At 67.6% G+C, this 13,042-nt stretch carries 16 protein-coding genes; 7 read left to right on the top strand and 9 right to left on the bottom strand.

From position 1 onward, the window contains the following. Positions 1-44: 44 nt before the first annotated feature. Positions 45-1,229 (bottom strand): Fic family protein, encoded by a 1,185-nt coding sequence (locus AWC24_RS21175; RefSeq protein ID WP_085089021.1) that lies wholly within the window; start codon positions 1,227-1,229, stop codon positions 45-47. A 126-nt stretch (positions 1,230-1,355) separates the two neighbouring features. On the opposite strand from AWC24_RS21175, the gene relB reads away from it, so the two are divergent. Then, positions 1,356-1,568 (top strand): type II toxin-antitoxin system RelB family anti-toxin, encoded by a 213-nt coding sequence (gene relB, locus AWC24_RS21170; protein ID WP_474630504.1) that lies wholly within the window; start codon positions 1,356-1,358, stop codon positions 1,566-1,568. 31 nt (positions 1,569-1,599) lie between these two features. Here the strand turns inward: relB and AWC24_RS21165 are convergent, their stop codons facing one another. The 5 genes from AWC24_RS21165 to AWC24_RS21145 form a co-directional block, all read right to left on the bottom strand. Continuing rightward, on the bottom strand, positions 1,600-1,761 hold the full coding sequence (locus tag AWC24_RS21165; RefSeq protein WP_013828203.1) for an excalibur calcium-binding domain-containing protein: 162 nt from the start codon (positions 1,759-1,761) through the stop codon (positions 1,600-1,602). A gap of 168 nt (positions 1,762-1,929) precedes the next feature. Continuing rightward, positions 1,930-2,154, bottom strand: coding sequence for a PIN domain-containing protein (locus AWC24_RS21160; RefSeq protein ID WP_085089019.1), 225 nt, complete (start codon positions 2,152-2,154; stop codon positions 1,930-1,932). Beyond that, positions 2,147-2,395 (bottom strand): type II toxin-antitoxin system Phd/YefM family antitoxin, encoded by a 249-nt coding sequence (locus tag AWC24_RS21155; RefSeq protein ID WP_085089017.1) that lies wholly within the window; start codon positions 2,393-2,395, stop codon positions 2,147-2,149. The genes AWC24_RS21160 and AWC24_RS21155 overlap by 8 nt, the downstream gene beginning before the upstream one ends. 81 nt (positions 2,396-2,476) lie before the next feature. Beyond that, positions 2,477-2,818, bottom strand: a complete 342-nt coding sequence (locus AWC24_RS21150) for a type II toxin-antitoxin system PemK/MazF family toxin (RefSeq protein WP_109560587.1) — start codon at positions 2,816-2,818, stop codon at positions 2,477-2,479. Further along, positions 2,815-3,015 carry a hypothetical protein gene (locus AWC24_RS21145; RefSeq protein ID WP_085089015.1) on the bottom strand — a complete coding sequence of 67 codons (201 nt, stop codon included), beginning with the start codon at positions 3,013-3,015 and terminating at the stop codon, positions 2,815-2,817. The genes AWC24_RS21150 and AWC24_RS21145 overlap by 4 nt, the downstream gene beginning before the upstream one ends. A gap of 118 nt (positions 3,016-3,133) precedes the next feature. Here AWC24_RS21145 and AWC24_RS21140 point away from each other — a divergent pair, with 118 nt between their 5' ends. After that, positions 3,134-3,376, top strand: coding sequence for a type II toxin -antitoxin system TacA 1-like antitoxin (locus tag AWC24_RS21140; RefSeq protein WP_013828198.1), 243 nt, complete (start codon positions 3,134-3,136; stop codon positions 3,374-3,376). Beyond that, on the top strand, positions 3,373-3,726 hold the full coding sequence (locus AWC24_RS21135; protein ID WP_085089013.1) for a type II toxin-antitoxin system PemK/MazF family toxin: 354 nt from the start codon (positions 3,373-3,375) through the stop codon (positions 3,724-3,726). Before AWC24_RS21140 ends, AWC24_RS21135 begins: the two co-directional genes overlap by 4 nt. A 169-nt stretch (positions 3,727-3,895) precedes the next feature. Here AWC24_RS21135 and AWC24_RS21130 read toward each other — a convergent pair whose 3' ends face one another. Further along, entirely contained in the window at positions 3,896-5,065 is a 1,170-nt protein-coding gene (locus AWC24_RS21130; RefSeq protein WP_085089011.1) for an acyl-CoA dehydrogenase family protein, read from the bottom strand. 134 nt (positions 5,066-5,199) lie between these two features. Here AWC24_RS21130 and AWC24_RS21125 point away from each other — a divergent pair, with 134 nt between their 5' ends. Next, positions 5,200-5,703 (top strand): TetR/AcrR family transcriptional regulator, encoded by a 504-nt coding sequence (locus AWC24_RS21125; protein ID WP_085089009.1) that lies wholly within the window; start codon positions 5,200-5,202, stop codon positions 5,701-5,703. Positions 5,704-6,228: 525 nt separating this feature from the next. Continuing rightward, entirely contained in the window at positions 6,229-6,717 is a 489-nt protein-coding gene (locus AWC24_RS21120) for a MarR family winged helix-turn-helix transcriptional regulator (RefSeq protein WP_085089007.1), read from the top strand. 22 nt (positions 6,718-6,739) lie between these two features. Here the strand turns inward: AWC24_RS21120 and AWC24_RS21115 are convergent, their stop codons facing one another. Continuing rightward, positions 6,740-8,557, bottom strand: a complete 1,818-nt coding sequence (locus AWC24_RS21115) for a fatty acyl-AMP ligase (RefSeq protein WP_085089005.1) — start codon at positions 8,555-8,557, stop codon at positions 6,740-6,742. A gap of 72 nt (positions 8,558-8,629) precedes the next feature. Here AWC24_RS21115 and AWC24_RS21110 point away from each other — a divergent pair, with 72 nt between their 5' ends. Continuing rightward, on the top strand, positions 8,630-8,908 hold the full coding sequence (locus tag AWC24_RS21110; protein WP_085089003.1) for a type II toxin-antitoxin system TacA family antitoxin: 279 nt from the start codon (positions 8,630-8,632) through the stop codon (positions 8,906-8,908). A gap of 5 nt (positions 8,909-8,913) precedes the next feature. After that, positions 8,914-9,420: an N-acetyltransferase gene (locus AWC24_RS23215; protein ID WP_085089001.1), complete on the top strand. Its 507-nt coding sequence runs from the start codon at positions 8,914-8,916 to the stop codon at positions 9,418-9,420. Positions 9,421-9,625: 205 nt separating this feature from the next. Here AWC24_RS23215 and AWC24_RS22625 read toward each other — a convergent pair whose 3' ends face one another. Next, on the bottom strand, positions 9,626-13,018 hold the full coding sequence (locus AWC24_RS22625) for a PGRS repeat-containing protein (protein WP_163705372.1): 3,393 nt from the start codon (positions 13,016-13,018) through the stop codon (positions 9,626-9,628). Between the last annotated feature and the right edge of the window lie 24 nt (positions 13,019-13,042).

Genomic DNA, 13,042 nt, shown 5'->3' with positions numbered 1-13,042 from the left:
CGGGCTTGCAGGGCTTCGGTCCGCGGGCGCGCCTGGAATGTACTTCAACCCACCCGGACCCGTCGGCCGATCGCATCACTGAGGGCATCGAGTTCGGTCAGCACGTCTGCGACGGCCCACACGCGGTTGCGTGCGCCCGCCGACAATATTTCGAGGATGCCGGCCTTCGTCAGCCGGCCGAGCGCCTTGTACGTACTGGCATCGGTTGTCCCGGTGAGCCGTTGGGCGGTCTCCGCATTGAATATCGGGACATCCAGGAGAACGGCGAGAAGTGTTTCATCGGCCGAGCCCGATCGCGGGCGCGCGACGGAGCGCCAGCGGTTGGGCAATTCAGCCAGCCGGGCCGCCGATTCTTCCGCGGCGGCACTTGCATGGACGGCGGCATGAGCGAGGTAGCCGACAAATTGGTCGGCGTCACCGCGACGGTAGGCGGTGAGCCGCGCGAAGTAGTCAGCGGTGTCGGCCAACATGACGGATGCCAGTGGCACCGTCACGCGCTGCGTCAGCCCCCGCCGGCGCATGATGGCACTGATCAGCGCCCGCCCGATGCGGCCGTTGCCATCGGTGAACGGGTGGATTGATTCAAAGTGGGCGTGGGCAATGGCGGCCTGCCCGATGATCGGCAGATCCGTGCGGTTGGCGAACGCCAGCAGGTCATCCATCAGCGAGGGCACCAGCTCGGGAGGCGGCGGGATGTACAGCGCGCCGATTGGTGAATAGTCGCTGCCACCGATCCAGTTCTGCACTGTGCGCAGTTGCCCCGGACTGTCGGCGTAAGGGTCTGGCGCCATCAGAAGCCGGTGGGTCTCGAGAACCACGTCGAGCGTGAGCGGGCCGGCGTTGGCTGCGTCGACGAGTTGGATCAGGGCCCGCACCGCTGCCAGTTGGGATGCTGCCTCCACACTGGCCCTACCGCCTGCGAAAGCCTTGCCGAATGCTCGCCAACCGGCGTCGATGTGCTCGATCTTGGACGAAGCCACGGACTCGCTGCGCAGCAGGAAGTCCGCCAACGGCGCGAGATGTTGGCCGAACCCGGCCTCGAGGCGGGCCACAGCGATCAAAGCGGCTTCATGCGCGCGCGCGACAGCGCCCACTGGGTCATAGCTGAGCCTGCCGACCATCGGCGGCAGCTCAACTTCGATCTGCTTGAGCGTGCGGTCTTCGCGGGTGCCCTGGCGTCCGCGAGGCGTCCATTCACGCTGTTCGGTTCGATGGGAAGGCCAGCCCATAGTGAACCTTTCTCGCGCAACACATACCTACAGCATCTGTATTATAGTTTTACAGTGCAAATGTTAGCTATGGGCGTGATCTCCAGACTGAGCCCGATCGAGATCTGTCAATAGCTGCTCGAGGATTTGCCGGGTCTGGCGATGGAGCTGGCGGAGACCGCCTACCGTGCCCGTGAGACCGCTGGGCTGACCCAGGCTGAGCTGGCCCGCAAGATGGGCACCACGCAGTCGGCCATCGCCTCCATCGAATCCGGGGCCCGCACTCCGACTGTCGAGCTGCTCGAACACCTCGCCCGCGCCTGCGGGCAGCGACTCACCATCCGTATCGCCGCTGCCTAACGTCCGAGCAGGGGTTGCCGGCTGCCCGGCCTCAGCGCTTGGGTTCGCAGGCCAAGCCGTCGCCGTCGCGATCAAGCTTCGACGAGTAGGCGTCGTCACCTTCCGGGATGTTGTACCGGCCGTCGGCGTGAGCCTCGGAGCAGTTCTTGTACGGCGGGCCTGCCGAGACGACCGGCGCGAGAACGACGCCCATGGCCGCTGTGCTCGCGGCTGCCGCGGCGAGAAGAAGGTGACGGTTCACTGCCTACTCCTTGGGGTCTCATCGTGCGCGATGACGGTGGCTCCCCCTGCATGCCGGCCTGAGCTTAGCCAGGCCGCGAAGCCCCTGGGCGGGTTTCGGCGACGGCCCCCGGACCAGCGATCAGACCGCGACGACGCGAATCAGGTCCTTGAGCCCGGCGAAATCCAACCGCTCCTGGCGTCTGGCCGCTTCGACGGCGCTGGTGGCCAGCAGTGGGCCGGCGGCCAACTCCGCTGCGGTGATAGCCGAGAACGCGACCTCGTCGGGAAGCGCGACAACGACCTTCGGGTCATGCCAGTCGATGACGACCGAGGTGTCCAGTAGCCCAGACGTCGGCTCAGACACGCTGATCAATCGCCCGGTCGAGATCGGCGCGGAACCGGCGGTGGTCGATACGCACCGCCGCGTCCGCCAGCGCGGCGATATCACCCCGCGGGATGAACGTGCGGCGAGTGACCCGTATCGGCCGCAGTTCGGCCACCGGTTCGCCGTTGCGGGTCACGATGAACGTCTCGCCTCCCACAACGGCATCCATCACCTTGGCGTTGTCGTTGCGCAGTTCACGCTGCGGGATCGTCCTGGCCATCTCCCAAGCGTAGCGATAAGTGCTACGGCGCACTCCGGTCCGCGCAGCGCCGCCAAGCAACACCGACGGGCTGCCCGGGCGTCACGAAGATCGCGGGGGGATGGCCTCTTGAACACCGAGATAGTGGACCAGCGCGAGCTCGACCTCGATGAGCTGGTCGCGAGTCAGGTAGTCGACCGGGTCGCCCACAACATAGTGGGTGTCGATCGAGCGGATCTGGTCGACCAGCATGCGCGTCGGCCGACCGGCGATCTCAATTTCGGGACGGTGAATGGACGGACCAGCCGAGGTCGACGTGGGGACCACAGTCACCACCGATAGCGGCGAATCCGACGGGGACACAACCAAACCCAGGCGGTTGCCGCCCTGCTCGTGACCGCGGGGCCGCCCGAGATCGATCCGATAGACGGCTCCGCGGATCACCAGGCTTCGGGCTCTGCGTTGACATCCTCGTCCTTGAGCGCTTCCGCGTCCGCGCGAAACTGCGTCAGCCACCGTTCGTGGTCCAACAGCCGCAGCGCTCGGCGCAACGTGTCCGAAGTGCTCTCGCCCGGGCGCGAGGCCTCGCGCAGGATGCGCTCGTCGTCTTGCGTCGGACGGAAGCCGATTGATCCAGCCATGACACCCACGCTAGCGAAAGTTCGACAAATGTTCGACACCACCAGCCGCGACCCCGACCGCCACGTTCGGGTTGGCCGGAGCCCAGATGTATGACGCCTCCGTGGTACGTTCGCGTGTATGGCACAGACGCTGACGATTCGGCTCAACGCTGACGATCGGGCAGTGCTCGAAGCAGCGGCCCGTAAGCAAGGCAAGGGGCTGAGCGCATTCGTTAGAGAGCTGGCCGAAGCCCAGGCGCGGCAGACCCGACGGGAGATGATCCGGGCGGACGGCGAGCGCGTGATGGCCCACCTGGCCGAGCACCCCGATGCGCGCAGCGAACTCGACGAACTCGGGACGCCGCTCACCGACCTGCCGTGAACCGCCACCAGGCCGGCAGCATCGTTGTCGTCGACTGGCGCAGCGGCGCACTTCACGAACCCGGCAAGCTGCGTCCGGCGGTAGTGGTCGAAGACCACGAGCTGTTTCCCGACAGCTATCCGAACCTGCTGGTAGTCCCGCTGACCCGGGATGAGGGGTTGGCGCACAGATCCTTTGCCGAGCGGATCGAGCCGACAGCGGAGAACGGCGCCGAGGCGACATGCTGGGCGTTGGCGCACCATGTCACCAGCGTTTCCTTGCGGAGGGTCAGCGCCACCGGCTCCGCAGTCACCGCTCGCCAATTGGCGAGCATCCGCGAACAGATCACGGTCGCGATCGGCGGCAGCTGACCGCTCGCACCCTAACCCGCCGCCGCGGCGATGCCGTCTCGACCGGTGCTATCACTACCGCTGACCCATCCCGGACTGGCGCTGCGGATCGCTGCTGCGGCACAGCGAATAGGCTATTTGGTTGTCTGACGTGGGGCACCGAGCGAAGCCCGGCAAGGCCCGCAATCCATCACATCAACGCCCGCAGCGCCTCCGGTGCCTGCTCCCCCGTCGCCGTGAGCGCGCTGGAATGGTAGATCGTGTCCGACAAGTGGATAGCCTGCCCCAGCCCGACGTGGGCATCACGCCAGAACCGTTGCAGCGGATTGCTTTTACGCGCAGCTGTGCCGCCCGAGCGGGTAAAGATCGCATCGACGGCGGCCACGGCCCGCCGTGCGCAGCGAAGCTGATTGCGAGGCACCAGCGAGCGCTCTTCGCAGCTGATCACTTCGCCCGCGTCGGCAGCATCGAACAGCCGGCTGATGCCGTCCAGGAGTTCAACCCGGGAGGCGGCGATCTCGGCGGCGGCTTCGGAGACCGCGCACCGCGCATCCGGGTCGTCGTTGATCCTGGTTCCGGTGGTGGCGGCCTGGTCTCGCTGATAGTCGAAGTGGGCGGCCAGCGCACCCTCGGCGATACCGATGACAGCGGCGGTGATTCCGAGCGGGAACATCGCCCAGAACGGCAGCCGGTACAGCGTTTCGGTGCGCCCGACCCGCTCGGCGGGGTCCATCTCGGACGCGACATGCTCGAAATCGATCGTGCGGTAATGCGGAACGAACGCCCCGTCGACCACGATGTCTTTGCTGCCGGTGCCCGATAGGCCGATGACGTCCCACGAATCGTCGACAACCGTGTACTCGCTGCGCGGTAGCACCACGTGCAGCACCCGGGGCAGCAACGTCTCCCCCACTCGCGCGCCGAGCACGATCCAGTCGCAGTGATCGGTGCCCGACGAGAAGGCCCACCGCCCGTTCAACTGGTAGCCGCCGTCGACGGGGGTGGCGACCCCTTGTGCGGCATACGGGGATGCGATCCAGGTTTCGGGATCCTGCCCCCAGACTTCGGTTTGCAACCGGCGGTCCATCAGCGCCATCTCCCACGGGTGCACCCCTACGACGCCGCACACCCAACCGGTCGAGCCGCAGGCCTTCGCGACCGCCATGACGGCTTCGGCGTACTCGCGGGGGTGCGCGGCGTAGCCGCCGCAGTCGCGCGGCTGCAGCATCCGCATCACACCGGCTTGACGGATCAGCGCCACCGACTGCTGCGAGAGCGTGCCCAGCCGCTCGGTTTCCTCGGCCGCAGCGGTCAGGCGCCCCGCGATCTGCTCGACGCGTTCGACCACGACGTGCGCCACGACGTCACCTCCACAACTGCGGGGGTCCCCACGCGCGGGGCTTGTCCCGCACCGTACTCCCGATTTGTCCATATGGTCAATCCATTCGGTCCAGCCATTTGTGCAATCCGGTTAACCGCGGTTAACCTGCATCGATGGGCAACCGAGAGGACCTACTGCAGGGCGCCAAGCGCTGCCTTGTCGAGCGAGGCTGGGCGAGCACGACGGTGCGCGACATCGCCGCGGCCGCCGGGGTCAGCCACGCCGCCATCGGCTATCACTTCGGCAGCCGTGAACGACTGCTGGTGCAGGCTCTTCTTGAGGAGATGGACGAACTCGACACGAGGCTGACCCCCCAGGACCGGTCACCGTCAGCGGTGGATCGCTGGCAGCCGCTGATCGACTCCTTCACCACCGACAGGGCCCTGTGGACATCGCATCTGGAAGCGATTGTGCAAGCCCAGCGCAACGACGAACTGCGGACCCGCCTGGCCGAGGGGCAAGCGCGAGCGCGCACCGAGACGGGCGGCTCGGTCGCCCTCGCAATCGTGCTCGGTCTGATGATCCAGTCACTGATCAACCCCGACAGTGCACCGACCGCGGTTGAGGTCCTTGCGGAGCTACGTGACCTCGCCACCGGCCACCCCGAGACCATATAACGTAGCGCCGATCATACGGGCGCCGACGCGCGCCGGCCCCGCGAGTGCCACGAAATCCTGTCACTAAGCACGTCGGCAGGCGTCACGGTCGCAAACGCGGCGAATTGCCCGGATGGGCCCTAAAGAGCTGCCATATGCCCTACCCGGAGGGCACACTCCGCAGCCGCCATCGCCGGAATTCTTCAATCCGAAAATAATATGGCTCCACTCGGAGGGGGTTCCAATTCTGACGTCAACGGGCGCCACGTTTCGCTTCGGCCAGTCGGCCCGCCAAAAAGATGGTTTGCCTGAAACCCGGCATGCGACAATGCTAGTCGAGCCTCGAGCCTGCACCGCTCAGCCTCAGAGACTCGGGGCCGACCGCAGCCGCTCAGTCGCCCGCCACCAGACCGCGAGCGAGAAGCATTGTTTATCCGCGCAATTCATTCAAACCGCAACGATTTTTCCGATGCGTTCTTCTGAATTCTGGCTATCTATCGACGCTTTCGGCTGCGCTGCGCATTGTTCATCGAGTAATATCGCACCATGTCCGGCTTCATTCCACGCCGAATCGGCGGTGGCACACCCGAACTGGACTTAGCGGAGCAGAAGTCGTGGCAGAACTACTTGGCCACCGCCTTGCGGATGAACGCTGCGCTGAATCGGAAATTGACCGATCTCCACCAGCTCTCACTCGTCGATGTCGAACTGCTGGCGCTGCTCGACGATTCTCCTGCTGACGGTCTTCAGATGGGTGATCTGGCCGAAGCGCTGCCATCCCCACCGAGTCGGCTGACCAGGCAGATCCGTCGCCTGGAGAACAAAGGTTTGGTGCTGCGGGCGGCGAGTCCGCACGACCGGCGTCGCGTCCTGGCCAGCATCACCGACGCCGGCCGAACAGTGGTGGAAGAAGCCTTGGTCACCTACGAAACCGAGGTGCGGAGGCATTTCCTCGGCCCGCTGACCCGCCCGCAGATCGCAGCCATGGCCACCAGCTGCCGGCAGATCGCCGACGGACTGAAGCGTTCTCGGTGACGCCACAGGACACCTGATTGCCTCACCAGGATGTCCGCGACCCGAGCCGTGGCCGGGCTAACACCTCCTGGATAAATTCGGCTGAATCCTCCGTGCTGGCCTTTCGCACCGGCCCGTGCCATTCGGCCACCGTCTCAAACTCGCCGTCGAGGTGCCGCTGGCGGCACAGCCCGCGCTGCACTTTGCCGCTCGATGTCACGGGAATCCCTCTGGCAGGAACCAGGATCAGCGAATTGACCGATACGCGGTGGTGTGCGATGACCGCAGCCTGGACCGCGCCGGCGATGTCGTTGAGTTCGGCTTCGGTGACCCCTTCCCGGTCCACCTCCTGCACGACGACGAGCTGCGGCGCGCCGTCCGGTTCCAGGGTGACCGCGAAAACCGCACTACGCCCGGTCTGCAGCGCCGGGTGGCAACCTTGCACGGTGACCTCGATGTCATTCGGGTAGTAGTTGGCGCCGTCGATCACGACCAGGTCTTTGTAGCGACCGGTGATGAAGAGCTCGCCGTCACGCAGGAACCCCAAGTCTCCAGTGCGCAGGAACGGCCCGTCCCCGGTATCGGCGATGTAGGCCGCGAAGGTTCGCGCCGTCTTCTCCGGGTTGCCGAGGTAGCCAAGGGCGACGCTCGGGCCGGCGACCCAGATCTCACCGATCTTGTCGGCTCGGCTGCGCCGGTGGGTTTCCGGATCGACGATCGCGAGTTGCTGGCCGCCGCGAGCCTTCCCGCAGCCCACCAGCGCCACGGTGGTCGGCGCATCCGGCGCACCGTTGACGACACGGTCGAGTTCCAGCGCGCCCCGATCCACGTGTTGCACCAGCGGCAGCGGGGAATCCGACCCGCCGGTGACCAGAAGGGTCGCCTCGGCCAGTCCATACACCGGCCAGAACGCCTCCAACCGGAAACCCGCCGCGGCGAAGGCATCGGTGAAGGCCCGCATGGTTTCGATGCGCACCGGTTCCGCGCCGTTCATCACGACAGCCAGACGCGACAGATCCAGCGCGTCCCGTTCTTCGGGGGTGCTGCGCTGCACGCAGATCTCGAAGGCGAAATTGGGTGCGACGGTGTAGGTGGCACCGTGGCGCGAGATCGCCTCCAACCACCCCATCGGCCGCTTCATCATGGCGCTCGGCGACATCAAGAAGGTGGTGTAGCCCAAGTAAATTGTCTGCAGCACCCCGCCGATGAGACCCATGTCGTGATGCGGCGGCAACCACAGCACCGCGACCTGTTGATCATCCCCGGGCCAGCTCTCGCGAATGGCGCCCAGATTGTGCATCAGGTTCGCGTGGCTGACCACCACACCATTCGGTGCCGTCGTCGAACCCGAGGTGTACTGCACCATCGCGGTACTAGTCGCATCGACATCGGGCGGCACCCACGCATCGGCGTCGGAGACGGGAACATCAGTGGTGCACCACTGCATCGGGCGGTCGCTGACCAAGCCCATCACCGCCTCGACGAAAGTCGTGACCTTCCCCGCCATGGCGGGCGGGGCGACCGCGAAATCGGCCTGGGCATCGGGGATCACCGACGACAGTCGCGGCGCCAGCCGCTCATGCACCGGCACCGCGATCGCCCCCGCATACAGACAGCCGAAAAAGCCGGTGATCGCATCCAACCCCGGGCGGCAGAACACGAACACCCGCTCTCCCGCCGCGCCCTGCTGTTGCAGATTGGCCGCAACGGCCCGCGCCTTGAGGTCCAGCTCGCGGTAGGTCAGTCGACTCTCGTCTTCGCCATCACCGTTATAGGAGAAGCTGAACACCACCTTGTCCCCGTAGCGCTCGGCTTGGTGGCGCAATAAGTCGACCAGGGTGTGGGCGGTCTGCGCTGTCATCGCCTCACCTGTACTTTCGTGCTGCTCGGCGTGAGTTTCGTGCGTACGATTGGCGCACAGAGGTGAATCGACATGACCAGTACAGAACGACTCCACTTCAGAGTCCGCGCCGATACGCAAGCGCGGCTGAGGTCCGCAGCGGAGATAGAACGGCAGTCACTGACTGAGTTCGTGTTGTCCGCCGCTGAGGAACGGGCGGAGGCGGTGCTGTCTCGGCGAACAACGGTCCCAGCCGAATTCTTCGACGCGATGTTCGACGCGTTGTCCCAGCCGCCGGACCCTAACGAGGCGATGCGGCGGGTTGCCCGCTCGCCGCGGGTCTCCCGGCACGACGTCTCCCGGCACGACTGAGCCCGGTGGTGTTCGTCTGCTCCACGTACGACGAACGGTTCACCGTCGAGGCGTTCGATCGCGGGCAGCCGACGCTCACGGCGTGGCTCACCCGACATGCCGCTACCGCACAGGCCAAACGCACCGCTCGGGTGTTTGTGTGGACAGAGGAAGGCCGTTCCGTAGTGCTGGCCTATTTCACCCTGTCGGCGCACGAGATCGTCGAGGCCGATCTGCCGCGCCGTCTCGCCCGCGGCATGCCGGAGCGCATCCCGGCGGTACTGCTGGGCAAGCTGGCGCTGGACAGTCGACTGCACCGACGGGGTTTGGGCGGGCACTTGCTGTTCGACGCCTACCACCGTGTCTTGGCCGCGACGCATACCGTCGCGGCCCGTTACCTCGTGGTCGACGCCATTGAAGATGACGCAGCCCGGTTCTACGAGCACTATGGCTTCCTTCTTTCGCCGACCGAGCCGTCCCTGCGCATGGTCCGCAACCTCGGCGACATCCAGGCCGACATCGCGCTCCGCTGAGCTTCGCGACGAGCGAGCAACGTAAAACCGGATATATGCCCCGGAAACACGCCCGCTCGCGCAATGGCTCGACCCCCGGGCCGCGCAGGTTGGCCGCGACGGCTCGCGCCCTTGGACATAATCTCCTCGCGTTTCTCAGATACCCCGACGGCCGCCGGGTCCGTAGTGGACCCAGCGCCCGTGAGGTGATCTACCGGTGCCGGCCTCAGGGAATAACCGGACCCGGCTGGCCGTCGGTGCCGGCGCTTCCGGGGTTGCCGGGGGTGCCGTCGGGCGTGCTGGTGCCAGCAGCGCCGCCCGCTCCGCCCGTGCCTCCGTCCCCGGGGAACCGGGAAGGACCGCCGTCGCCGCCGTCTCCTCCGGTACCACCGTCGCCGCCGGCGGCGTTGCCGGTGCCGTCACCACCGGCACCACCGACACCGCCGGCTGCGCCGTCACCGCCGCTGCCGCCACCGGGATTGCTGAGGTTGGGCGAGCCAGTCCCACCGTTGCCACCAGCGCCGGCGTCACCGCCGTCACCGGCGCTGTTCGCGGGTCCGATGCCGTCGCCGCCGGCGCCGCCATTGCCGCCGACACCACCGCGGCCGCCGTTGGTGCCAAATCCTCCCTGCCCTTGAGTGCCACCCGCGCCCAAGCCGCCCTGGCCCGCGTTGCCGGCTTCGCCGCCATTGCCACCGGCAGCACCGGTACCACCGTCGTAGCCGACACCGTCACTGTCGGTGCCGCCGCTGCCACCGTTGCCGCCGGCACCACCGGCGCCACCGCCGCCGGCACCGCCGCCCCGGCCGCCGAGGCCCGTACCCGACGTGCCTCCGGTACCGCCTTCACCGCCGTTACCGCCATTGCCGCCGGCGGTTCCGTCACCGCCGACACCAGTCGCGGAGCTGGCACCGTCCACGCCGGCGACCCCGTTCCCGCCGCTGCCGCCCGAGCCGCCCGTACCGCCGGTACCGTCGACTCCGGCGTTGCCGGCGGCGCCATCGGCACCACTGGTGCTGGTGCCGCCCGCGCCGGCGACACCGGGTGCGCCGCCGTCGCCACCGGTACCACCGTTGCCGCCGTCGAGGCCATTGCCGGCGCTGTCGGTCCCGCCGCGGCCGCCGCCACCACCTTGACCACCGGTGCCACCGGTGCCGGCGGTACCGCCTTGACCACCATTGCCGGTGTTTGAGGTGCCGCCAGTGCCGCCGTTACCACCGATGCCACCGGTGCCACCTTTGCCACCATCAGTACCGGCGCCAGCTTCGGGGCTCTCACCGGCGGTTCCGGCGATGCCGGTGCCACCGGTGCCACCGGTGCCACCGGTGCCACCGTTACCAGCCTCAGCGGAACCACCGTTCCCGCCGTTGCCACCCATATTGGGGGCGGCGCCAGCGGTGCCGCCGCTACCGCCGTTCCCACCCTTGCCGCCGTCAGCACCGAGGTGGCCGGCACCGCCATCACCGCCGTTACCACCACCGGTGCCGAACCTGACGGCGTTAGTGGAGCTGTTACCGCCGTTGCCGCCGTTACCACCGTGGCTGGCCAGGTTCAGGCTGCTGGTCGGAGCCTGTACTCCGGCGCTCTCGCCACCGTTGCCACCGTCGCCGCCGCGCGCTTCGGTGACAGCGGAGGTAGTCCCACCACCGTTACCGCCATTGCCCCCGTTGCCACCGGTGGTCGTACCGTCGCCGCCGTCGCCGCCGTGGCCACCGGTTCCGATTTGGCTGGTCCCGCCGTTGCCCCCGTTGCCGCCCACGCTCACACCGGAAGTCGCACCGTTGCCACCGTTGCCGCCATCACCCCCGGCATTGCCGGTTCCACCGAGAAGCGCACCCCCGGTGCCGCCGTTACCGCCGTTGCCACCCACGCTGTAGACGGTGCCCGGAGCGTCGGTAAAGACGTCACCATTGACGTCTCTCCAGCCGGTGCCGCTGCCGCCATTGCCGCCATTACCGCCGATACCCCCAATGCCCGAGCTGTTCGTTGCAGTGGGGCCGCCACCGGCGCCACCGGTACCACCGGCAGCGTGCGTACCGGACAGCAGGCCACCGCCGGCGCCGACGGTGCCGTTGCCGCCGTTGCCGCCGTTACCGCCGTTACCGGCGACCCCGACGTTGGTCGCGCCGCCCTTACCGCCGGCCCCGCCGTTACCGCCGAAGGTCTGGATGGTGTCGTCATCGGTGCCGCCGTTGCCGCCGTCACCACCGTTACCGCCGGCGCCGGATTGCCCGGCGACGCTGATGCCGCCTGCACCGCCGGTGCCACCATTACCGCCAACACCCTGGACACCGGCGGCACCGCTGGCGTCGCCGCCGCGACCGCCGTCACCACCGGCTACACCATCATTGAATCCAGTGGACGCGCCAGACACTCCACCGGTACCACCGGTACCACCCTTGGCGACGCCGGCACCGCCGTCACCGCCGACCCCGCCGGTACCGCCCACGCCGTCGCCCGCGTCAGCACCCTTACCGCCGGTCCCGCCGTTACCGCCGGTCAGGCCCTGGCCGCCGTTGCCACCGGCGGCACCGGCACCGGGGCTGCCGCCCACGGAACTACTACCAGCCGCACCGTCGCCACCGCCGGCACCACCGGCGCCACCGTTACCACCATTGCCGAGGAAGTCGCCGTTGGCATCCTTGAACGCATCGCCACCGTTGCCGCCCGCAGCGCCGTTCGCGCCGATCCCGGCCTGGCCGTTCTGCCAGAAGTTGGTTCCGGCCGCACCGCCGTTACCGCCGACGCCGCCGTTGCCGCCGTTGACGTTGACACTGGTTCCAGCGGCGCCGTCGCCACCGACACCGGCCTTGCCGCCATTGCCGCCATTGCCATACATGGTTCCGCCGGTGCCACCAGCGCCGCCATTGCCGCCGGCACCACCGTTGCCGGTGCCGCCATTGGCGAAGCTGCCGGCGATGCCTTCACCGCCGGCGCCACCGATCCCGCCGTTGCCGAAGAACCAGCCGACTGCGGCACCGCCGTCGCCACCGTTGCCACCGGCGCCGCCGACACCTCCGACACCGCCGTTGCCCATCCACGTTGCGCCGGCGCCACCAGCGCCACCGTCAGCGCCGATACCGCCCGCACCGCCGTCGCCGCCATTGCCGAAGAACCCGATGGCGGCACCACCGTCGCCGCCGTCGATGCCGGGTAGGTCACTGGTCCAGCCGTCGCCGCCGTCACCGAACCACAAGCCGCCGTCGCCACCATCGGGATTGAGCAGCGTCCCGTCGGCACCGTTGCCGATGAGGTACATACCGGACAGGTCGTTGATGCTGTTGTTGATCAACTCACCAAATGGGTTGGTTATCCACCACTGCATACCGGCGTGCAGCGGCTCATAGAACCACTGGCCGATGAAGCTCGTCATGTCGAACTCGGAGCCCAGGGCAGCGCCCGGATCCAGATCGAGCGGCGCGGCATCGGCCGGGTTGAGCATGTCGGAGAGCCAACTGAAGTCGAACAGATCATCGAAATCGGCCTGCGCGGCTGGCGCGGTCGCCAGCGGCGCCATCCCGAACGCCAAGAACGCGGCGACCGTACTCCCGGCACCGGCCACCCGGTGGCGCCGGCGCGGTCCGGTCCTAGCACCGTGGCTGCTAATGTGACGATTCATTTGCGAACACCTCTCCTGTGAAAA

The organism is Mycolicibacter senuensis (genome assembly GCF_002101885.1).
GTDB lineage: Bacteria > Actinomycetota > Actinomycetes > Mycobacteriales > Mycobacteriaceae > Mycobacterium > Mycobacterium senuense.
This window is presented reverse-complemented; position numbering and strand designations above follow the sequence as displayed.

Coding starts and splice junctions, on each gene's coding strand:
- AWC24_RS21175 (WP_085089021.1), bottom strand. CDS start 1,229: ATGGGCTGGCCTTCCCATCGAACCGAACAGCGTGAATGGACGCCTCGC.
- AWC24_RS21165 (WP_013828203.1), bottom strand. CDS start 1,761: ATGGGCGTCGTTCTCGCGCCGGTCGTCTCGGCAGGCCCGCCGTACAAG.
- AWC24_RS21155 (WP_085089017.1), bottom strand. CDS start 2,395: ATGGCCAGGACGATCCCGCAGCGTGAACTGCGCAACGACAACGCCAAG.
- AWC24_RS21145 (WP_085089015.1), bottom strand. CDS start 3,015: ATGGCTGGATCAATCGGCTTCCGTCCGACGCAAGACGACGAGCGCATC.
- AWC24_RS21140 (WP_013828198.1), top strand. CDS start 3,134: ATGGCACAGACGCTGACGATTCGGCTCAACGCTGACGATCGGGCAGTG.
- AWC24_RS21125 (WP_085089009.1), top strand. CDS start 5,200: ATGGGCAACCGAGAGGACCTACTGCAGGGCGCCAAGCGCTGCCTTGTC.
- AWC24_RS21120 (WP_085089007.1), top strand. CDS start 6,229: ATGTCCGGCTTCATTCCACGCCGAATCGGCGGTGGCACACCCGAACTG.
- AWC24_RS21115 (WP_085089005.1), bottom strand. CDS start 8,557: ATGACAGCGCAGACCGCCCACACCCTGGTCGACTTATTGCGCCACCAA.
- AWC24_RS21110 (WP_085089003.1), top strand. CDS start 8,630: ATGACCAGTACAGAACGACTCCACTTCAGAGTCCGCGCCGATACGCAA.
- AWC24_RS22625 (WP_163705372.1), bottom strand. CDS start 13,018: ATGAATCGTCACATTAGCAGCCACGGTGCTAGGACCGGACCGCGCCGG.